The 20,675-nt window shown below is 43.6% G+C and carries 17 protein-coding genes and 2 pseudogenes; 14 read left to right on the top strand and 5 right to left on the bottom strand.

What is annotated here, in order from left to right:
• Window positions 1–65: 65 nt before the first annotated feature.
• The gene (locus tag GN277_RS25070; protein ID WP_159755163.1) at window positions 66–2,330 is read right to left on the bottom strand and encodes a glycoside hydrolase family 3 C-terminal domain-containing protein; all 2,265 of its coding nucleotides are present in this window, start codon (window positions 2,328–2,330) and stop codon (window positions 66–68) included.
• Window positions 2,331–2,502: 172 nt separating this feature from the next.
• On the opposite strand from GN277_RS25070, the gene GN277_RS25065 reads away from it, so the two are divergent.
• The 8 genes and pseudogenes from GN277_RS25065 to GN277_RS25030 all read left to right on the top strand — a co-directional run bounded on the left by GN277_RS25065 (window position 2,503) and on the right by GN277_RS25030 (window position 10,983).
• The gene (locus GN277_RS25065; protein ID WP_159755160.1) at window positions 2,503–3,246 is read left to right on the top strand and encodes a helix-turn-helix domain-containing protein; all 744 of its coding nucleotides are present in this window, start codon (window positions 2,503–2,505) and stop codon (window positions 3,244–3,246) included.
• A gap of 383 nt (window positions 3,247–3,629) precedes the next feature.
• Entirely contained in the window at window positions 3,630–4,238 is a 609-nt protein-coding gene (locus tag GN277_RS25060) for a restriction endonuclease subunit S (RefSeq protein WP_159755157.1), read from the top strand.
• Complete coding sequence (locus GN277_RS25055; RefSeq protein WP_159755155.1) at window positions 4,216–5,748, top strand: type I restriction-modification system subunit M; 1,533 nt, start codon at window positions 4,216–4,218, stop codon at window positions 5,746–5,748. Before GN277_RS25060 ends, GN277_RS25055 begins: the two co-directional genes overlap by 23 nt.
• Before the next feature lie 123 nt (window positions 5,749–5,871).
• On the top strand, window positions 5,872–6,237 hold the full coding sequence (locus GN277_RS25050) for a hypothetical protein (RefSeq protein WP_159755152.1): 366 nt from the start codon (window positions 5,872–5,874) through the stop codon (window positions 6,235–6,237).
• An 11-nt stretch (window positions 6,238–6,248) separates the two neighbouring features.
• A pseudogene (locus GN277_RS31890) lies at window positions 6,249–6,875 on the top strand (restriction endonuclease subunit S); the annotation flags it as partial.
• 47 nt (window positions 6,876–6,922) lie between these two features.
• A pseudogene (locus GN277_RS32510) lies at window positions 6,923–7,093 on the top strand (restriction endonuclease subunit S); the annotation flags it as partial.
• A gap of 15 nt (window positions 7,094–7,108) precedes the next feature.
• Complete coding sequence (locus tag GN277_RS25035; protein ID WP_159755146.1) at window positions 7,109–10,258, top strand: type I restriction endonuclease subunit R; 3,150 nt, start codon at window positions 7,109–7,111, stop codon at window positions 10,256–10,258.
• A complete protein-coding gene (locus GN277_RS25030) occupies window positions 10,255–10,983 on the top strand; it encodes a M48 family metallopeptidase (RefSeq protein ID WP_159755143.1) in 729 nt (242 codons plus the stop codon). Before GN277_RS25035 ends, GN277_RS25030 begins: the two co-directional genes overlap by 4 nt.
• 56 nt (window positions 10,984–11,039) lie before the next feature.
• Here the strand turns inward: GN277_RS25030 and GN277_RS25025 are convergent, their stop codons facing one another.
• Genes GN277_RS25025 through GN277_RS25015 form a run of 3 tightly spaced genes read right to left on the bottom strand, consistent with a single transcriptional unit; the run spans window position 11,040 to window position 13,327 of the window.
• Complete coding sequence (locus GN277_RS25025) at window positions 11,040–11,828, bottom strand: ABC transporter permease (protein ID WP_159755140.1); 789 nt, start codon at window positions 11,826–11,828, stop codon at window positions 11,040–11,042.
• A gap of 1 nt (window position 11,829) precedes the next feature.
• Window positions 11,830–12,702, bottom strand: coding sequence for an ABC transporter ATP-binding protein (locus tag GN277_RS25020; protein WP_159755137.1), 873 nt, complete (start codon window positions 12,700–12,702; stop codon window positions 11,830–11,832).
• A gap of 1 nt (window position 12,703) precedes the next feature.
• A complete protein-coding gene (locus GN277_RS25015) occupies window positions 12,704–13,327 on the bottom strand; it encodes a TetR/AcrR family transcriptional regulator (protein WP_159755134.1) in 624 nt (207 codons plus the stop codon).
• A gap of 324 nt (window positions 13,328–13,651) precedes the next feature.
• Between GN277_RS25015 and GN277_RS25010 the strand changes: the two genes are divergently transcribed.
• From GN277_RS25010 to GN277_RS24995, 4 genes are all read left to right on the top strand, one after another.
• Window positions 13,652–15,091 (top strand): sodium:proton antiporter, encoded by a 1,440-nt coding sequence (locus GN277_RS25010; RefSeq protein ID WP_204162794.1) that lies wholly within the window; start codon window positions 13,652–13,654, stop codon window positions 15,089–15,091.
• A gap of 15 nt (window positions 15,092–15,106) precedes the next feature.
• Window positions 15,107–16,141 (top strand): cytidylate kinase-like family protein, encoded by a 1,035-nt coding sequence (locus GN277_RS25005; RefSeq protein WP_159755131.1) that lies wholly within the window; start codon window positions 15,107–15,109, stop codon window positions 16,139–16,141.
• Window positions 16,142–16,221: 80 nt separating this feature from the next.
• Window positions 16,222–17,043 carry a glutamate racemase gene (gene murI / locus GN277_RS25000; RefSeq protein WP_159755127.1) on the top strand — a complete coding sequence of 274 codons (822 nt, stop codon included), beginning with the start codon at window positions 16,222–16,224 and terminating at the stop codon, window positions 17,041–17,043.
• 8 nt (window positions 17,044–17,051) lie between these two features.
• Window positions 17,052–17,498 (top strand): DUF1934 domain-containing protein, encoded by a 447-nt coding sequence (locus tag GN277_RS24995; protein WP_159755124.1) that lies wholly within the window; start codon window positions 17,052–17,054, stop codon window positions 17,496–17,498.
• Window positions 17,499–17,514: 16 nt separating this feature from the next.
• On the opposite strand, the gene GN277_RS24990 is transcribed toward GN277_RS24995, so the two are convergent.
• On the bottom strand, window positions 17,515–17,973 hold the full coding sequence (locus tag GN277_RS24990) for a hypothetical protein (protein ID WP_159755121.1): 459 nt from the start codon (window positions 17,971–17,973) through the stop codon (window positions 17,515–17,517).
• Between the two features lie 196 nt (window positions 17,974–18,169).
• Here GN277_RS24990 and GN277_RS24985 point away from each other — a divergent pair, with 196 nt between their 5' ends.
• Both GN277_RS24985 and cls read left to right on the top strand, forming a co-directional pair.
• On the top strand, window positions 18,170–19,180 hold the full coding sequence (locus GN277_RS24985) for a hypothetical protein (RefSeq protein ID WP_159755118.1): 1,011 nt from the start codon (window positions 18,170–18,172) through the stop codon (window positions 19,178–19,180).
• Window positions 19,181–19,191: 11 nt separating this feature from the next.
• Window positions 19,192–20,667 (top strand): cardiolipin synthase, encoded by a 1,476-nt coding sequence (cls, locus tag GN277_RS24980; protein ID WP_159755115.1) that lies wholly within the window; start codon window positions 19,192–19,194, stop codon window positions 20,665–20,667.
• The last annotated feature ends 8 nt before the right edge of the window (window positions 20,668–20,675 follow it).

Genomic DNA, 20,675 nt, shown 5'->3' with positions numbered 1-20,675 from the left:
TAAAATTAGATTTAGACGAGTATTATTATAAAGTGTCAGTATGTGGTAAAAAACTTAAATTCGGGCTACAGCCGATTCATCTCCTCAATCATATCCAAAAGCTCTTTCTTCCCGCACATCCCATATGACACAACGTTACGAAGGGGCATGGATGCAATCATAGCGTTATTCATCTCATCGCTAATGGCAACATCCCCATCCCCCTTATCCTGAGAAGAAGACGCCCCGAATATGTCCTCCAACTGCTTCTTAAAATCCGCAGCATATCCCGCGGTACGCTCATCAGCCAGCAAGTCCCCAAGAGTCGTATTCATATGCACCTTGAGAGGAAGCAGCTTCTGTGTCGTCAAATGCACCTTCTCAGACAGCCGCAGGTCACGGGAGGAGGCGCCAATCAAAATCCTATAATCACCGGAAGCTGCGTACCAGTCTTTGATTCCTGTGTGATACCATGCAAAACTCCTGTAATCCAGAACAAAATTTACTGTCTTTGTCTCACCAGGCTTCAAGGACACTTTCTCATATCCCTTCAACTCTCGAAGGGGACGGCGGGCGGCGCCGGTCAAGTCGCGGACATATAACTGAACGATTTCTTTTCCTTCTATATCGCCTGTATTTGTCACATCCACAGAAACCGTGACTGTATCATTCTCCGTTATCTCTGGTTTGTCGATCCGTAAATTACTGTACGCATAGCTGGTATAAGAAAGCCCATACCCAAAAGGAAAGGCTACCGGCATTTCTTTGGCGTCATAGTAACGATACCCTACGAAAATCCCCTCCTGGTACGTTACATTTTCCCCGTCTCCAAATGAAAGATAGGAGGGATTGTCAGACAGCTTGTAAGGAATGGTTTCCGCCAGCTTCCCACATGGACAGCATTTCCCGTACAGAATATCTGCCACGGCCTCTCCCACAGCCTGTCCGCCTAAGTATGCTTCCAGGAGTCCTTTTACACGGGAAAGCCAGGGCATTTCCACAGGAGAACCATTATGCAGGACGATAATTGTATCAGGCTGAACGGCAAGAATTTCGTCAATCAGACGGTTCTGGCAGTCAGGCAGACGCATGTGTGTCCGGTCGTATCCCTCGGACTCAAAGCTGTCGGGAAGACCTGCAAAAATTACAACTTTATCTGCGGTTTTTGCAGCCTCCACCGCTTCTTTTGCCAGAGCTTCATCATAAATGTCAGCGTTAGCCGGAAAGCCCTTGGCATAAGTAATATTTGCATTTTCGGAAACCACATCTAAAACATTGCTGACACGGAAACTGTTAATGTGAGAGCTTCCGCCGCCCTGGAAACGCGGTTTTTTAGCAAATTCTCCGATAAATGCAAGCGTTTCCGTCTCTTTTAAGGGGAGTACGGAGTCATTCTTCAAAAGAACAATGGATTCCGCCGCGATTTTCTTTGCAAGCTCGTGGTCAGCGTCCAGTGTGAATTCTTGTTTTTCACGGTGCTCTGTGTATTCAAATACGATGTTTAAAATGCGCTCGACAGTCTCATCAAGAATCCGTTCATCCAGAGAACCGTCCTTTACTGCGGCAACAATCTCTTTGTCATAGACGCCGTTAGAAGATGGCATCTCAAGGTCTAACCCTGCTTTTAGTCCGGCGACACGGTCGTTGACTGCGCCCCAGTCTGACATCACATATCCTTTAAAGCCCCAGTCGCCCCGCAGAACATCCGTCAAAAGCCACGGATTTTCTGAAGCGAAGGTTCCGTTGATTTGATTGTATGAGCACATGACTGTGTAGGGCTGAGATTTTTTAACCGCAGTCTCGAAGGCCGGAAAATAGATTTCCCGCAGTGTCCTTTCGTCTGCGTCGGATGAGCAGCTCATACGATTGTATTCCTGGTTATTTGCGGCAAAGTGTTTAATCGAGGTTCCGACATGGTGCTTCTGCACCCCGTTGATAAATGCAGCGGCAGTCTCTCCAGCAAGGTAGGGGTCTTCTGAATAATATTCAAAATTGCGCCCGCATAAAGGGGAGCGTTTGATGTTGACGGCGGGTCCGAGAACCACAGAGAGGTCGTTTGCCTGAGCTTCCTTTCCGATTGCATCACCGAATTCATGCATAAGGTCACGGTCGAAGGAGCAGGCGCTAAGTACAGCGGGCGGAAAGCATACGGCTTTGATGCTGTCGTTGATTCCCAGATGGTCAGCCGCCTCGTCCTGCTTGCGAAGGCCGTGAGGGCCGTCGCTTACCATCACGCTTGGGATTCCCAGTCTCTCTATGCCTTTCAGGTGCCAGAAATCAAGACCTGAGCACATTCCGGCTTTTTCCTCCAGGGTCATTTGGCTGATGAGTTCTTTTACGCTTGGCTTCATGGTTTAAGTCTCCTTTTCGTTATTATTCTTAAAATTAATTTACCAGTTGTATGGAGGAATATATAGTAATATCTTGTGAAAAATGTTAAAATCTTGTTATATGAAAATTATTTTGTTTTGTGCCTAAAGAAATAAAGAAGCTGTAAGCGGTATACGAAGTGGGAGGGCTGAAATGAGGAAAGCAGAGGATTTTTTGGAGGCATACAGAGGTTACAGTATATTTGAGAGGAGAGAGCTGGCGCAGCCCCATATGTCATACGCATATGAAAAAGAAAAATATCGGGTGATTCGCGAAGGACGGGTAGAGCTTATGGATTCTGTGACTCAGCTTCCTCCGGATGGAACGGAAGGCGTTCTGTCAAGGGATGCACTCCGCCACCAGAAGAATATGCTGATTGCCGCTATCACAATATTTACCCGTTCTGCCATGGATGGGGGGCTTCCGGAGGAATTGGCATATGCTATGAGCGACAGTTATATTTTGAAGGGGGAGGAGTGTACTTCGATTGAGGAGTTGAATAGACTTAGTAACCGGGCGTTCAGGGAATATACCTGTGCGGTTGCCGCAAGGAAGAAGCAGGGATATAGTTGTAAGATAGAGGCGGCATTGCATTATATTACCATTCATCTGCATGAGAAGGTTACGCTGGAGGCTGTGGCGGAGGCTGTGGGATTAAGCTCTTGCCATCTGTCGCGGATTTTTAAGAAAGAGGTGGGGATGTCTATGGTGGATTATGTGCAAAAGGAGAGGGTGGAGGCGGCTAAGCATATGCTTACCCATTCCGATGAGACGCTGTCCGCTATCAGCCAGTATCTATACTTTTCGACGCAGAGTTATTTTATCAGGATATTTAAGAAATATACGGGGATGACTCCAGGGCAGTATCGGAAGGGGTATGGGAAGTTGATTTCTTAATGTTCAATTTACACATAACAAAATATTTGACGTAAATGGAATAATATGCTATAATTTCTATGTTGCTCACCGATACCCGGCAACAGGGAGGAGGTGTCGATATGGAATTTTTTGTATCTTTTTTTATTGCTGTTATGGCTGGTGTGGCTTGCCACTACATCATCAAATGGCTGGACAGTGACGACATGAGCAACAAATAGCCTAGTGGGTGCTTTGCCACTATAAAAGAAAAGAAGAATCTCCAAACTGTACCGCCATACAGTTTGGAGATTCGCTTCTTTGTCAACATGGACTTTTTGCATCTTTTTGCCTATTGGCATTATAGCATATGCAGAAATCTTTTTCAATATACATTTTATCACAAAATCAAATGGAGGTAAAAAGTGAAGCTGAGTGAATTAGCAACGATTAAAACCGGATTGGTCATGGCGAGAAAGCAAGCGAAGCAGCCGTGTAAAGAAGTGGTCTGGTATAAACAATTAAATCTGCGTTCTATTCATCCTGATGGATATATTGAGAGAACATATGTTGAAGACTTTGGCGCAAAAGAAACACTTCCGGCAGAGTATTTAACTCAATCAGGAGATATTGTGGTAAGGCTTACAACGCCGTATACGGCTGTATTGATTGATGACGAATGGAAAGGAGTTGTGGTTCCGTCTCATTTTGTGATTATACGTCCTGACAATCGGCTGCTGTCAGAATATTTGTATTGGCTGTTGAATACGAAAAAGATACGGGAAAAGCTTACGCAGAATGTCAGCAGTATCATGATAGGAACAATAAAGCCTAAGTCATACGCATGCCTTGATATAGAGATACTTAGCTTGGAACAGCAGCAAAGAATTGCGAGGCTGAATCTGTTAGCGAAAAAAGAATTGGATTTGTTAGAGCGTTTAAAGGAACAGAAGAAGTTATATTATGAGACTGCAATTGATAGAATTCAGAGAGAGATGAGGGATAAAGAATATGAAAAAGACGACAAAGAGTGATATTGAGACTGTGTTATGGAAAGCCTGCGATAGTTTCAGGGGGAAGATTGACAGCTCTAGGTATAAAGATTACGTCCTTTCTATGCTTTTTGTTAAATATTTAAGCGACGTTTGTATAGAGACAAAAGAGAAATACATGAAAAAGTATACGGGTGATGAGCGCAGAGTGAAAAGAGCGATGGGGAGAGAGCCGTTTACTTTGGATGAAGACGCAACATTTGATTATCTGTATGAGAATCGTAACGACTCAGAGATTGGACAGAAGATTAATATTGCGTTGAATAGCATTGAAGAACACAATAGTGGGAAATTAAGGAATGTATTTCGTGCGATTGATTTTAATTCGCCGGTGGATTTTGGTGAAAAAAAGGAGAAGAATGGAATTCTTAAGAATTTACTGACTGATTTCCATACGCTGGATTTGCGTCCTTCGGTATTGGAGAGTAATGATATCATAGGCGATGCGTATGAATACATGATTGCGAATTTTGCGTCTGACGCCGGAAAAAAGGGCGGTGAATTTTTTACGCCAAGCCAGGTATCGAAGTTGGTTGCGAGGCTGGCAGAGCCTAAAGTGAATGACCGGATTTATGATCCGACTTGTGGAAGCGGCGGATTATTGCTGAAAGCGTATACGCAGGCTGATACGAAAAAGGTTGCAATCTATGGACAGGAAAAGAATATGCAGACGTGGGCGTTATGCAGTATGAATATGTTTTTACATGGAATTGACGATGCAAGAATCTGGCAGGGAGATACATTATCGAACCCACAGAATTTAGAGGACGATAAATTAATGACGTTTCAGGTAGTAGTTGCGAATCCGCCGTTCAGCCTGGATAAATGGGACAGCGGATTTCTTCCGGATGCTACGGATGAGAAAAAGAAACCTAAGATGTCGGCTGAACTTGACATGTATCATCGTTTTGACTGGGGAGTACCGCCGTCAAGTAAGGGAGATTATGCCTTTGTCCTCCATATGCTGAATTGTCTTGACGCCAAGAACGGAAGGATGGCGGTTGTTCTGCCTCACGGGGTTCTGTTCAGAGGGGCGTCAGAAGGAAGGATTCGGCAGCAGATTGTGGATTTTAATTTGTTAGACGCGGTAATCGGGCTGCCTGCGAATTTGTTTTACGGGACATCAATTCCGGCGTGCATCCTTGTGTTTAAGAAGAATCGGAGCCGCCGGGAGGTGTTGTTTATAGATGCCAGCGGGGAGGGGCATTTTGAAAAAGGAAAGAATCAGAATGTTTTGCGGGATGAAGATATTGAGGCGATTGCTTCTGCCTATAAGGCATATGAGACAAAAGATAAGTATTCTTATGTTGCTTCATATGATGAGATTAAAGAGAATGAGTACAACCTGAATATCCCTCGGTATGTAGATACGTTTGAAGATGAGGAGATGGTGGATATTGAGGATGTGCGCGCAAATATTGCGAGTATTGAGAGGGAATTAAAAGAAGTGCAGGCGCAGATGGATGTGTATTTAAAGGAGTTGGGGTTATGAGTGATAATTTGCCGACGCCAAAAAAGAGTATCAAGCAGATTGAGTGAGAGGAAGGCAAGAGATTGGAAAAACGTAGAACGGCGGTGAGAGAGTGTGCGAGAAGACATAAGAGAACGGATTGGGATGATAAAGAGAGGGGAGGTGCCAGAAGGGTATAGGAAAACTAAGTTGGGTATTATTCCAGAGAGGTGGAAGTTAGAAGTTTTTTCAGATGTGACAATAATAGAGGGAGGATTAGTAGATCCTAGAATAGAGCCGTATGCAAGTATGTTTCACATCGGTTCAGAAAATATAGAGAGAGATACAGGAAGAATTCAAAACGTGAAAAAAGCACTTGAGCAGGGACTAATTTCTGGAAAATATGAATTTGATGAAAATTGTATTATATACAGTAAAATTCGTCCTAATTTGAATAAAGTATGTATTCCGAATTATAAGGGTATTTGTAGTGCTGATTGTTATGTTATAAAAGTTAAAGAAAAGTTTTAAAGAAATATTTATATAATTATATGTTATCAAAATATTTTTATAAGCAGGCACAAGCATGTTCAATGAGAACAAAAATGCCTAAAATTAATCGAAAGGAATTAGGAACATTTAAAGTTATTATTCCTGAAATAGAAGAACAAGAAAAAATTAATATGTGTTTAGAAACATATGATCGAATCATACAATTATTGGACAAAAAATTAGAAGACGTTAGGCAGAAAAAAAAATGGCTTGCTCAGAATTTGCTTACTGGAAATAGGCGTTTATTAGGATTTCATTCCGCTTGGAAGGAAGTATTTATAAAAGATGTTGTGTCTGAAGGTTCAAAGGAGAGGGTAGCTGATACAAAGTTGTACAAAAAAATAACTATTAAATTGAATTTTAAAGGAATCGAATTTGTAAATACAATCCGAGAAATGGCGGATACTCGTCCTTTTTATATTAGAAGGAAAGGAGAAATTATAGTAGGTAAACAAAATTATTTTCACGGCAGTATTGCTATAGTTGATGATAAATATGATGGGACTATATGTTCTAATGCTATCATGAGTTTTCAGGTTAGAGAGGAATATTGTGATAAATATTTTTTGTTGTTTTATTTAAGTCAAACTGATTATATTAAGAAAAAAAGTTTTTAGCGAATGGTACAGGACAAAAAGAATTATCGGAGAAAGATTTTCTAAATTTTGATATTAGAATACCAGATATTAGAGAACAAAAAGCAATCGCCAAAGTCCTGACTACCGCAGACAAAGAAATCGAATTATTAGAAAAACAATTAGAGCAGATAAAACTAGAGAAAAAAGCCATGATGCAGCTTCTCTTGACAGGAATTGTACGAGTGGATGAAAAGTAAAAGAACGGTGAGAGAATGAATAAGGATAAATATTTAGAAAAAAACATAAGCAAACATCCGGCAATCGAATTACTGAAAAGACTGGGGTATACCTATATCCCCCCGAAAGACTGTAAGCAGTTAAGAGGCAGTACATACCAGGTTCTATTGAAAGGAATCCTCCGCAATCAACTGCGCAGGTTAAACCGCTTTGAATTTGGCGGAGTAGAACAAGAATTTTCATCCGCCAATATCGAGCGTGCCATTGATGAACTTGATGAACCTTTAACGGATGGCCTAATCAAAACCAATGAGAAGATATATGATGCTCTTATGCTTGGACGAAGTTACCCTGAGACAGTCGGCGGCGGAAAAGTATTAAGCTTCGATTTAAAATATATTGACTGGGAGAATATAGAAAATAATGTGTTCCATTTGACGGAAGAATTTGCTGTCACAAGCAGCGACGGCGAGTACATGGCTCGTCCGGATATTGTATTGTTTGTAAATGGTATTCCATTTGCGGTAATTGAATGTAAAGCGCCGGTGAATGATGTAAGCCAAGGCATCGAACAGATGAACCGCAACCAGCAGAAGGATTGTATTCCACAATTATTCAAATATGTGCAGCTTGTTATGTCCACCAATAAGAATTTTGTAAAATATGCGACGGCAGGTACACAGAAGAAATTTTGGAGTGTATGGAAGGAAGAAGACCAGGAGTTTTTAGACAGAAATAAAGAGAGATACATTCAGGATAGAACCCCAACTGTACAGGATGAGAATATTATCTCTCTTTTTTCAAAAAGGCGGTTATTAGAGTTGACGAAATATTTTGTTGTATATGATGCTAATGTCAAGAAAATATGCAGATATCAGCAGTATTTTGCCATTAAAGAGATACTGAAAACGGTCAACATGAATGATAACGAGGGAAATCGTCAAAGCGGAGTAATCTGGCATACACAAGGCTCAGGCAAGTCATTAACAATGGTAATGCTTGCCAAATATATACTGGAGGAAATGGAGGAGTTAGAGCCCAGGGTAGCAATCGTGACTGACCGGAAAGAGCTTGATAAGCAGATTGCCAAAACATTTTCACATACCAGATGCAGGCCGGCGCGCGCCACCTCCGGCAAGAATCTGATTGATATTATTCGGGAAGGGAAGGCAGATATCATAACCACGGTGATTCATAAGTTTAACACGGTTGAAAAAAGCGGATTGAAGGCGCGAAGCAGAGATATTTTTGTGCTCGTAGATGAAAGCCACCGTTCTAATTACGGGGAACTTGCCGCAAAGATGCGTGTTGTATTTCCGAATGCGTGTTATATTGGATTTACGGGAACCCCGCTGATGAAGAAAGAGAAGAATACCTTGACGAAGTTCGGAAAGCCGATTCATAAATATACGCTGATAGACGGTGTAAATGATAAGGCGATTGTCCCTTTAATCTATGAGGGCAGGTTTGTGGAACAGAGGGTAGACGAAGAAAATATTGATTTATGGTTTGAGCAGACTACGAAGCGGTTAAATGACAAGCAGAAGATTGATTTAAAAAGGAAATGGAGCAGCATGAAGCGGCTTACATCGACAGAAGCCAGAATCAAGCGAATTGCCCTTGACATTAATAATCATTTTGTCACGGGATATCAGGCGACAGGCTTCAAGGCTATGCTTGCGACGAACAGAAAGAGAGACGCCGTGTCATATTTGGAATGTTTTGAACAGTTTGGCGAGCTTAGCTGTAAAGTTTGTATATCGCCGCCGGATATGCGCGAAGGTGTAGACGATATAGAGGACGGAATAGACGACAAGGTTGCTGCTTACTGGAATAGGATGATGAAGCGGTACGGTGACGCCGACTCGTATGAAGATTCTGTCAAAAGCAGGTTCGTGGATGGGGATGTCGATATTCTTATTGTATGCAGTAAACTTTTAACAGGATTTGACGCGCCTTTATGCCAGGTGCTTTATATTGATAAAGAATTAAAGGAACATGGTCTTTTGCAGGCTATCGCAAGGACGAACCGTTTGCATGAAGGGAAAGATTACGGCTTGATTGTGGATTACAGGGGCTTGATTCAAGAATTGGATGACGCGGTGAATATGTACAGCGGCGCAGGCTTAGAGCAGTTTGATGCATGTGACTTGAAGGGGACGATTGTGGATATCATGGGTGTAGTAGCTAACTTGCGCCAGTCTTACACTCGGCTGGAGAATCTATTTCTTCCTGTTCATAACAGCAAAGACCCGGAGGAAATAGAACAGCTTCTTGCAGATGAATCCATACGAAATGACTTCTACCATTTGCTTTGTAGTTTTGGAAAAGATTTGACCGTAGTATTGAATTCCGAGAAGGCGTACCAGAATATGCCAGGCGGGGAACGAACCAGATATCAGGATGCATTTGGCTTCTATTCCAAGATAAGACGATCTGTGAAAATACGTTATAGTGATGGGATTGACCATAAAGAATACGAAAAACAGATGCAGAATTTACTGGATACTCATTTATCGGTTGCAGGATTGAAGCAGATTACAGAGCCGGTGGATATTTTGAATCGGTCAGAATTGAAAAAAGAATTAGAGGAACTGGGAACTTTGAGCGCGAAGGCGGACGCCATCCGTTCAAGAATGGCAAAGAATATCCATGAAAAGTATGAAGAAAATCCGGCATACTATGAGAGTTTTTCCAAACGTATTAAGGAGACTTTAAGACAGTATCAAGAAAAAGTTATAACGGATGCGGAGTATCACTCCAGAATATGTGCGATTATGGAGGATTATACAGCCGGTGTCACGGATATAAAATATCCGGAGAAATTAAAGGATAATCTCCATGCCCAGGCTTTTTATGGCGTAACAGGGGCAATATTATTCGATGAGTTGGATAAAACAGAAAAGTCTGACAGGATGGCGGAGGAGAGTGTATATTGTGGGGGAAAAAAGCAGTCAAAGCAGGAATTGGTTGCGGACCTTGCAATAGAGATTACGGATATCATAGAAAAACATAGTAAGGTGGATTGGACGCACAATATAAGCATCCATTCCAAGATTGACCAGGATATTGACGATTTGTTCTACCGCTATGAATGTATGGGGAGATTAAGTCTGCCGTTTGACATAATTGATAAAGTGATTGAAAATGTTAAGATGACAGCGTTAAGGAGATTTAAAGATTGAAGGAATTTGACTCAGAGATAAGAAGTGTTGTCTGCGAAAGAGGGGTGCTTGAATATTGTCTTACAAGAAAAGATGTGAAGAACATAAATTTGAGAATAAAATCCGACGGTCAGATTTCTGTTTCAGCTAAACCGGAGGTGTCCGTAAAATATATTGATGATTTTGTGTATCGGAAGCAGGAATATATTTATCGAAATCAACACAAATATAGGTTGAATTTGAAAGAACAATCCTCATCTATAAAAAGATATGTCAGTGGAGAGAGTGTTGAAATTTTAGGAAAGTGTCTTCGGTTGAAAGTGAGAGAAGGGGAAAAAGACGGGGTTTGGACAGATGGAGTTTTTGTGTTTTTATGCGTCAAAGAAAAGGAGGATTTTGGAAAAAGGGAGAAACTGTTTAGTGATTGGATGAGAAAGATGCAGGAGGAAACGTTTGGAGAGATTTGCGGCGAGGTATACAAGAGGTTTAAGAAATATGATATTTTATACCCGAAACTAAAAATTAAGGATATGATGTCACAGTGGGGGTCTTGCCAGCCGCGAAGGGGAATCATTACCCTTAACAGCAGGCTCATAGAAGCGCCGAGGCATTGTATTGAATATGTTATTCTGCACGAATTTGTGCATTTTATTTGTCCGAATCATTCTAAAAAATTTTATGGCTATATGACAATGATGATGCCTGATTGGGAAGATAGAAAAAGTGAGTTGGAGGAGTGCTGGTGAAAAGCGAAGGAGGAAGCTGAACCACTCCCTCCATAAAACCCAGGTTTATACCCACCTTACGAGAAAATATCCTTTTTACAGTACCGCCAGAAGCCCATCCCCACTCCGATTACTGTAAACACCATCCCCACCGCCAGATACTTAACCTCCAGGCACCTATCCGCGATAATGTCTGCACTTTCCGTATAACTAAAAGGCGTAACATACTTCAAAAATTTTGCCCCGTCTGTCAGATTCGCGATAATATTAAGAAAGTAAAGAAGCGCCGCCATGCCAAGTCCGATTCCAACTCCGCCCTGACTTAAGAAAGCTGACATCCCGAAGCATACGCAGGCTACCTCAACTTGAAGGATAAAATAAGCCAGAAATAGCAAAATGAGAGGACGCATATCTGGCGATTCTCCAATCCCCCATATAGAGGCCGAAGTTACAGTAATCACAATAACATTCATCAAGAAAATCTGTATCAATACAGCAGCAAGTTTTTGACCCACAATTTCCCGCCGGCTTACCGGATGGGTGAGAAGAAATTCTGCAGTCTGTTCCTTCTCCTCCTTTGCCAGAACCGATATGCCAAGGAGAGCCGCGAAAAAAGCCCCTCCAAGCCCCAAAATATTGCCACATTCAACGCCAAAGAAGCCCATGAATTCACCAAAGTTAAGTCTGTCCATACCAAATGCAGCAGAAAATCCCCCCATTTCTGCAAACATAGAACTGACGTCCCCCATCTGTGTCTCCATCTCTGGATAGACCAGAACACAGAGCGCCAGCATGAAAGAAATAACCATAGTCCAGACGATGAGCGTCATCCACCCCTGCTTTAGTTCATGTTTGATGAGTGTCATATCAATTCTCCTCCTCATAATAGTGCATGAATATTTCCTCCAAATCCGGCTCGGTAATCGAAACATCTGTCAGCGGAAGGGCAGACAGAGTGTTCAGCAATTCCTTCAGATTGCCGTCGTACAGAAAACTGACAGAATCTCCATCTGTCTGTATATCCTTCATATGCGGCAGGTCAGGGGGCACATGAACGCCTCCCAGCCAGACTCTTTTCGTATCGGTATGTCCAAGCCTTTCCGTACTGTCCAAAGCAAGCAGACGCCCTTCACGGATTACGGCGGCATGTCTGCAATACCGCTGAATCTCCGAGAGAATATGGGAGGATACGAAAATAGTAGCGCCTTTTTGGTTTCGTTCCTCCAGTATGGCATAGAATTCCCGCTGCATCAAAGGGTCAAGCCCGCTGGTGGGTTCGTCTAAGATACACAGGTCAGGCATATGCTGAAGGGCGCAGACAATAGAAACCTTCTTGCGGTTGCCGAGAGACAGCTCGCGGATCTTTTTAGTGACGTCTAATTCCAGGCGTTCGCAAAGTTTTTTTGCTTCAGCGCGGCAATCCCTGTGCCGAAGGTCTGCCGAGAGCTTTATGATCTCCTTTACCCGCATATTGCGGTAAAAGGAGGCTTCCGAGGGCATATATCCTACATGGGATAGGATGGCCTCCTTTTGGCAAAGAATATCCATTCCCAGAAGCTGTGCGCTTCCGGAGGTGGGGGCAATCAGTCCCAGAAGAGTGCGGATGGTGGTGCTTTTTCCGGCGCCGTTCGGCCCGATAAAGCCGAAGAAATCGCCTTGCTCAACGGTCAGGTTCATATCCAGAATTCCCCGCGATTTGCCATAATATTTTGTAAGTGAAATAGTTTTTAACGCATCCATTTTATTTTAAAGACTCCTTTCTTAGATACACATTTTTCCAGAAAGAAAGCATTTCTGAGAAATCCCTTTCAAGGGTTTTTGCATCCAGAACTGCGCCGCGCTGTGCAATTTCCCACAGATAGCCCACGGACATCAGGTAAATCTGCCTGTGCATCATTTCAAGGTCAAGCCCAGGAATGAAATCATCAGGATTAAGCCGAGAAAGGGCATCCGCCGCCTTCTGGTTAAAATGCTGTCGGTAGCTTCTCTGAATATCTTCATAGACGGCCGGCTCCTTTTCATAAAAGGCCTTCATTGCAAATGCGGCCATGTCCGGATAACGGCACATCATTTGAATCTTAGCGTACATGCCTCTCTCCATCATTTCAAATAAATCCGTAGATTCATAACAATGGTTTAGGGCAAGATGTTCGCAGGTGATATCTGCCGCTTTGTTCCACAGAAATAAATACAGTTCTTTCTTGTTTTGAAAGTAATGAAAGAGAAGGGATTTGCTGATTCCCGCCTCATCCGCAATCTCCTGCATGGGACTTTTGCGGTAGGAATTCTGTGAAAATACACGGAAGCCGGCGTTGATGATCCGCTGTTGCTTTTCAGGCGGAAGGGTATAAAATCTCTCGTTCATAGGGAATACCTCGCTGACTAAAACGGTCAATCAGTTATCTCTTATTATACTCCATTGACCGTTTTTGGGAAGATGGTTTCATGAAGAATTTAAATAGAGTATACTCCATCCAAGGAGATATGTTATAATTACACACAGAAGGAGGCTGGCTTTTTTGAACTAAATTGCATAGTTCCACCTCAAATCAGAGCCAAGAATTGGTATATTTTCTTCTTGAATAAAACGAAAGATTTGACTATAATATTTGGGTTAATTGATAAATCTTTCACAGGAATATTTTTAGTAGATTTTTCCGAGAATATGTAAAGAGGATAGGGGGATATTATGTTGAAAAAATGTATTGCTTACTTTGTGAGCCTCCTTGCCGTTCTGGCGTTGAACCCGCTGACCGTGTTTGCCGCAGAGGAGACGGCGGCGAAGCCCATACCGGTGTGGTTGTGCATTCCATTTGCCGGACTTTTGTTCTGTATTGCGGTGCTTCCGCTGGTGAAGGCAGAATGGTGGGAATCCCATCAAGCCTTGGCAGTAGCAGGCTGGTCGCTTCTTTTTATACTGCCCTTCGGTTTTCTTTTTGGAGTGGGGGCTGCGTTAGAAACGGTGCTTGAATGTCTGGTAAATGATTATCTTACATTTATTGTACTGTTATTCGGTCTGTTCTGTGTAGCCGGAAATATAACCATGGAGGGAGACTTGGCAGGTTCTCCGCGGGTAAATATCATCCTTCTGACCATAGGAACCCTGCTTTCAAGCTGGATTGGGACGACGGGGGCTAGTATGCTGATGGTTCGTCCGGTCATTAAGATGAACGCGTGGCGCAGGAACCGGTCTCATATCCTGGTGTTTTTTATCTTCCTGGTATCCAATATCGGAGGGTGTCTGACGCCAATCGGAGACCCTCCGCTGTTGATGGGCTTCTCAAGAGGGGTGCCCTTCTTCTGGAGTCTGCATCTGTTTCCGATTATGCTGTTTAACATGGTTGTGCTTTTATTTATTTTCTATTGGATTGACCGGAAACGATACTGTCGGGACATGGCGAGAGGAAGAAAACCGGATATCAGCAAGCCAGGAACAAAGATTCAGATTCGAGGTCTTCATAACCTAATCTTTCTGGTAATGATTGTGGCGGCGGTGGTTTTAAGCGGAATCCTGCCAGATCAGCCGATGTTTCAGGATGCAGAAGGAAATGTGAGGGGAATCCACATTTTCGGGGAAGTGGTCTTAAGTTTTCCGGCGATTATAGAGATTTTGATTATTCTCCTTGCCGCGTTCCTTTCATTCCGCACCACGGCTCCGGTTATACGGAAGAAGAACCACTTCACCTGGGGGGCGATTAAGGAGGTAGGGACCTTATTTATCGGAATTTTTATCACTATGCAGCCGGCGCTGGCCATATTGAAGGGAATGGGCGCTGACTTAGGAATCACAGAGCCTTATCAGATGTTCTGGACCACAGGAGTGCTTTCAAGCTTCCTTGACAATACGCCGACCTATCTGGTATTTCTGACTACGGCAGGTGCAAGTGGGTTTACGGATGGGCTTGCCACGACGCTGGGAGTCGTGCCTATAAAGGTTTTGACAGCAATTTCATGCGGAGCTGTGTTCATGGGCGCTAATACTTATATTGGAAATGCGCCGAATTTCATGGTAAAGGCGATTGCGGATGAAAATGGTATCCATATGCCGTCATTTTTCCGGTATATCGGATGGTCACTGATGGTTCTTGTGCCGGTATTTGTGCTGGATACATTAATATTTTTCAGATAAGGAGGGGACGTTTGTATGGCAAATGAAGAAAAGGATTTAAGAGGGCTTGCCGGACGTATCTATGATCTGGATGAAGAAGTATATCGGGAATTGGGTTCCTCCCTGGGGCGTGTATTCAACGGGAAAAAGGCGGACTGTATTGAGGAAACTGTCCGGATGATGCATGAGAGAAACGAGGCGCATATCCTGAGAAATGAGCTGGCGCTGATTAGTAATATGGCACGAACGATTCCTGATGATGAAAGTCGCCGCAGAATAATGAGGAAATACGATGCAATTCTGAAAGAGGTGACAGAGCTTCCTACCAGTTTTATCAAGGGTGATATTCTGGATCAGAAGATGGCACAGTTAAACGCATTGAATCTGAGCTCGCGTTTTTCTGACAGTGATCATCTGATCATCTGTATTGGACGGACCTACGGCTGCGGCGGCAGCGAGATTGGATTTACGCTGGCAGATACCTTGAAGATTAATTACTATGATGTAGAGATATTTGACGAAGTGTTAAAGCGTCTGGAGGCAGAAAAGAGTACGGTGCACGATAGAGGCGGTTATCCATATAAAAAGAATGGAAAGGATGAGCGGCAGTATCTCAACGAAATACCTGCGTTTGCACCTGCGCCGAAATCAACGCTGAAGGAAAAATTTAGGGAGTTTAACCGGTATCATGGGCTGCCCAAAAAAGATGCAGTATTCTTTAACCAGAGCGACCTTTTGTGCGATATGGCGAAAAGAGAGGATTTTGTGGTGATGGGCAGGTGTGCTGATGCAATCCTGACCAACAATCGAATCCCCCACATCAGCATCTTTATCACAGCACCGTTAGAACAGAGAATTCATAGGGTTATGGAAGTACGGAAAGTGGAGAATGAGAAGAAGGCGCGACATCTCTTGACACGTCTTGACAAAGCCCACATCAAGTATTATAAGTATTACACTGGACGTAACTGGGGAAAGGCAAGGAATTATGATCTTTGTATCAATAGTGCAAGCTACGGAATACAAGGTTCGGTTGATTTGATAATGCGGATGATTAGCCAGGAGAAATAATATCTTGTTTTCCTTGAAATTCTATGATACAGGCGGTACAATGAATAGTACGAATGTGTTAATAGAAGGAGATTCAGAGTGTGAAGACTAATACAAGCAGTACAGCGCCAATTGGAGTCTTTGATTCCGGTGTGGGAGGGCTGACGGTGGCGAGAGAGATTATGCGTCAGCTTCCCCAGGAGAATATTGTCTATTTCGGAGATACGGCAAGGGTGCCCTATGGAAGCAAGTCCAGAGACAATATTATACGTTTTTCCAGGCAGATTATTCGTTTTCTTGAGACAAAAGAAGTAAAGGCGATTGTGATTGCCTGCAATACAGCCAGTGCGTTGGCCCTTGAGACGGTGAAGGAGGAGACGGATATTCCGGTAATCGGCGTAATCGTGCCTGGGGCGCGGTCGGCGGTTCAGGCGACTAAGAACGGAATCATTGGCGTTGCCGGAACAGAGGCCACCATACGAAGCGAGACTTATACCAAGGTAATCAAGGAGATGAAGCCCGATGCGGTTGTGATTGGAAAGCCCTGCCCTCTGTTCGTTCCTTTGGTGGAGGAGGGCTTCGCAAAGCACAGGATTACAGAGGAAGTAATTGAGATCTATCTGTCGGATATGAGGCAGACAAGGATTGACACCATGATCTTGGGATGTACCCATTATCCGCTGCTGAGATCAAAGATTATGACATTTTTTGGCGATAAGGTACATATTGTGAATCCGGCGTATGAGACTGCCATGGACGTAAAGAAGATTCTGCGTGAAAGTGGGAAGGAGAATACGTCAGGGAAGGCGGCATCCTACGAGTTTTATGTCAGTGATGCGGCAGAAAAATTTACACATTTTGCCAATACAATCTTGTCTTATGATGTGGCGGCAACGAAGCTGGTCAATATAGAAGAATATTAGGTGAGATTATGACAAAGGATGTATTATTAAAAATTTCCGGTCTGCATTACGAGACGGCCGAAGCAGCGGGAGATGACGAGAACGAGCCAATCGAAGTAATTACTCCGGCAAGCTATTATTATAAGAATAATAAGCATTATGTCATCTATGATGAAGTCGTGGAAGGGATGGCGGGAACAATCAGGAATAAGGTGCGTATTGCTGATGACAAGCTGGAGATTATGAAGAGTGGGCTGTCCAACACTCATATGGTTTTTGAGAGGGATAAGATGAATATTACCCAGTATGAGACGCCTTACGGCGATCTGCTGGTGGGAACGCACACGAAGGATATGCAGGTGGATGTGACGGATGAGAAGATTGACGTCCATGTGAACTATGCTCTGGATGTGAACAGTGAGACGATTGCAGACTGCAATATTGTGATGAATATAAAAGCATTGGCTCATGAATAAGCCAATGCTTTTAATATTACTTTTGTGCTTGTTTAGCCTTGTCCTTCATTCTTGCTAAGAAGCCCTTCTTCTTCTGAGGTGTTTCGAGGGGGCCTCTAAGCCCTCTGACTGCGGTGATGTAGATGCCGCTGACAGTAGCCTTGACCTCTTTCTTCACAGGAATCAGCGGATAGATATCTGCGTCGCACATCAGGGTCATAATCCTTGGGCCAACCTTTGCCTTTACAACCGGAACTTTAGAACGGCGGAGATACTTCGGCGTATTCTCCACAACGATGGCGGGGAGACCCGCATCCTTAAGACGCAGCTTCCCTTTGTCAATGATCAGCATGGACATATTCTGTGCAACGGCTTCTAACTGGGCCTGTTGTTCTGCCTGCTTTTTCTCTGCTCTCTTTCCAAGAAAATATAATGCAATACACGCAGCGATTAAAATAACCAGAATGACAAGCATAACAATGGTAAATGTACTCACGGGTAAACCTCCTAAATTCTATATTCCATGACACACATTGTACCATTGTTTGACAGCATGTGCAAGAGATTTGAATGGGATTTGCTCTTATCTTTCAGAAAAGCACAGCCGATAATATAAGATAAGGGAAATATTTCCTTTGGAGTTTCAGCGGAAAGCAGCAGCCTGTAGGTAGGGAGAAAACGGAGAGGCGATTATGAAGATTTATGGCGATTATACATTTATTTTGGATAAGTTAAATATTAAGAATAATTCTCAGGTTCAGACATTTAAGAATGGTACGAAGATTGTAGAGTTCGCAGATCAATTTTTGGAAGAACAGAGGGCGGCAACGCCGGATCGGGTCAGTATTTCACAGGAGGGCATGGGGTATGTCAGGGATAAGCTGGCCAAGATTGGGAACGATGTGGAGTATTTGACTTCCGATGAAGATTTTGTGAAGATTACGGACGACGGGTTATCCCTGATGGATGGGGTGTGCAGGGAGTATATTTTGCAGCGGCTTGATTTCAACGGAACCAACGGTGTAAGCAGCAAGCTCTACAAAGAGATGGAGAAGCGTTATCAGGAGGCTCTTGCCGGCAAGGGGGATAAGACTGTAAGAAGCTATGCAGAGAGTTTGGCGGATGCATATGGCTCCATGTATAAGAACATTGCAGATGGATATGATAACGGTACCAGGGAGATCTGGACGCTGGATGACAGCACTGGAGACGATTTTAGCGGTGTGGAGTTTGTAATCGGCGGCAATGAAGTGCGCTACCGTAAGCTGACGAAGGAGGAGGAGCTTGGACGACTTCGGGAAACATTCGACCAGCTTGTGGAGGATGTGGCGAAGGAGCTTGCCAAAGAGGAGGCTTTGGCGGCAGGAAAGGTAGAGAATATAACAGAAGAAAGCGCTGCCGGAGAAGAAGGTGAGTTGAGAAGGGCCGGAGAAGTGCAGGCAGAAGAAGATTTCTGGAAGATGTCCAGTGTTGTAAAAGACCTTCTGATTGAGCTTGATCAACTGATTTCAGAGTTAGAGAAGATGTTTGCCAAGAAGGAGGATAAGCCTGAGGATATTGGCCAGAGGATTGCCACAGAGGCACAAAGCCATGGAGCGGCAACTGTTGCCAGAGGAAAACAGCAGGCTCAGTTTGCTAATTACAGGAAGATGAGCCAGATGGCTATGAATGTACAGTCGATTTTAGGAAATATCAGAGCATAGGGAGGTAGTGGATGCTTGAATTAGTGGGAGATGGGGTCATTAACGTATACAGATGGATGATGGACCATCTCTTTTTAATTAATATAGTATTTTCATTACTAATCATTTTTTTTCAGCGCAGGAATCCCACCACGGTTTGGGCATGGCTTTTGCTTTTGTACTTTATTCCTGTGTTGGGCTTCATCCTCTATCTTATTCTTGGGCAGAATTTCCGTAGGGAACGAATGTTTAAGATGAAAGAGATAGAAGGGGAGATTAAGTATGCTGTGCGAAGGCAGGAGGAATCGATTTACCGAAAGAAGCTAAGGCTTCGGGACCCAGAGCTTGACCGGTTTAAACGCCTGATCCTGTATAATCTGAATGAGGCGGAGGCGGTGCTGACGGATAACAACGATATCCGTATCTTTACAGATGGGAGAGAGAAGTTTCAGGCATTGCTTTCGGAAATGGATCGGGCAAGGAATTATATTCATGTGCAGTATTACATCATAAAGAACGATGAGTTGTGGAAAGAAATCGAGGAGGTTCTTGTGCGCAAGGCGCGTCAAGGTGTGGAGATTCGTGTCCTGTTCGATAGTATGGGATGTCGCGGAATGCGTCACTCTGATTGGGCGCGTCTTGAAAAGGCAGGAATCAAGGTGGCAGAATTCTTTCCAGCGCTGCTCGGAAAGCTGCAGCTTCGTGTGAATTACCGCAACCACAGAAAGATTGTGGTCATAGATGGAAGAATCGGCTTCGTTGGGGGCTTTAATGTGGGACGTGAGTACATTGGAAAGGACAGGAAGTTTGGCTACTGGCGGGATACCCACGTCTGCATCGAGGGCTCGGCGGTGACTTCTCTTGCGGTACGTTTTGTCCTGGACTGGAACTATGCCGCTAGGGAGAATTTGTTTCTGGAGGATCGGCTTTTTGAGATTCCTACCTATGTACGTAATGGCAGGGATCCGGTGCAGATTATTTCCAGCGGTCCAGATTCTCACAGTCAGGAGATTCGCAATAACTATCTGCGGCTAATCCATATGGCAAGAAAGAATATTTATATCCAGACTCCGTACTTTATTCCCGACGACGATATTAGGGATGCGCTTGAGATTGCGGCCAAATCAGGGATTGATGTACGCATCATGATTCCCTGTAAGCCGGATCATCCCTTCGTCTACTGGGCCACCTATTCTTATCTGGGGGAAATGATTGAGGCAGGAGCAAGGTGCTATACTTATGACAATGGATTTCTTCATGCAAAATGTATGTGTGTGGACGGATTGGTTACTTGTATGGGGACGGCCAATATGGATATCCGCAGCTTCAGCCTGAATTTTGAAGTAAATGCAGTCATCTATAGTGCGCGGACCACAGAGAGACTTATGGAAGCGTTTGAGAATGATATTGCGAAGAGTACGCTGGTTACCCGCAAGAAATATGAGCAGAGAGATTTTGTTATTCGTATTAAGGAGCAGTTCTGCAGACTGTTATCTCCCGTTTTGTAGAAAAAGGT

Source organism: Sporofaciens musculi, assembly GCF_009830285.1.
In the GTDB taxonomy this organism is placed as follows: domain Bacteria; phylum Bacillota; class Clostridia; order Lachnospirales; family Lachnospiraceae; genus Sporofaciens; species Sporofaciens musculi.
This window is presented reverse-complemented; position numbering and strand designations above follow the sequence as displayed.

What these genes read in the sequence shown, in the direction of transcription:
- cls (WP_159755115.1), top strand. Translation starts at nt 19,192, where the DNA reads ATGCTTGAATTAGTGGGAGATGGGGTCATTAACGTATACAGATGGATG.
- GN277_RS25065 (WP_159755160.1), top strand. Translation starts at nt 2,503, where the DNA reads ATGAGGAAAGCAGAGGATTTTTTGGAGGCATACAGAGGTTACAGTATA.
- GN277_RS25005 (WP_159755131.1), top strand. Translation starts at nt 15,107, where the DNA reads ATGGCAAATGAAGAAAAGGATTTAAGAGGGCTTGCCGGACGTATCTAT.
- GN277_RS25020 (WP_159755137.1), bottom strand. Translation starts at nt 12,702, where the DNA reads ATGGATGCGTTAAAAACTATTTCACTTACAAAATATTATGGCAAATCG.
- GN277_RS24985 (WP_159755118.1), top strand. Translation starts at nt 18,170, where the DNA reads ATGAAGATTTATGGCGATTATACATTTATTTTGGATAAGTTAAATATT.
- GN277_RS24995 (WP_159755124.1), top strand. Translation starts at nt 17,052, where the DNA reads ATGACAAAGGATGTATTATTAAAAATTTCCGGTCTGCATTACGAGACG.
- GN277_RS25050 (WP_159755152.1), top strand. Translation starts at nt 5,872, where the DNA reads ATGATAAAGAGAGGGGAGGTGCCAGAAGGGTATAGGAAAACTAAGTTG.
- GN277_RS25035 (WP_159755146.1), top strand. Translation starts at nt 7,109, where the DNA reads ATGAATAAGGATAAATATTTAGAAAAAAACATAAGCAAACATCCGGCA.
- GN277_RS25055 (WP_159755155.1), top strand. Translation starts at nt 4,216, where the DNA reads ATGAAAAAGACGACAAAGAGTGATATTGAGACTGTGTTATGGAAAGCC.
- GN277_RS25070 (WP_159755163.1), bottom strand. Translation starts at nt 2,330, where the DNA reads ATGAAGCCAAGCGTAAAAGAACTCATCAGCCAAATGACCCTGGAGGAA.
- GN277_RS25015 (WP_159755134.1), bottom strand. Translation starts at nt 13,327, where the DNA reads ATGAACGAGAGATTTTATACCCTTCCGCCTGAAAAGCAACAGCGGATC.
- GN277_RS25025 (WP_159755140.1), bottom strand. Translation starts at nt 11,828, where the DNA reads ATGACACTCATCAAACATGAACTAAAGCAGGGGTGGATGACGCTCATC.
- GN277_RS25010 (WP_204162794.1), top strand. Translation starts at nt 13,652, where the DNA reads ATGTTGAAAAAATGTATTGCTTACTTTGTGAGCCTCCTTGCCGTTCTG.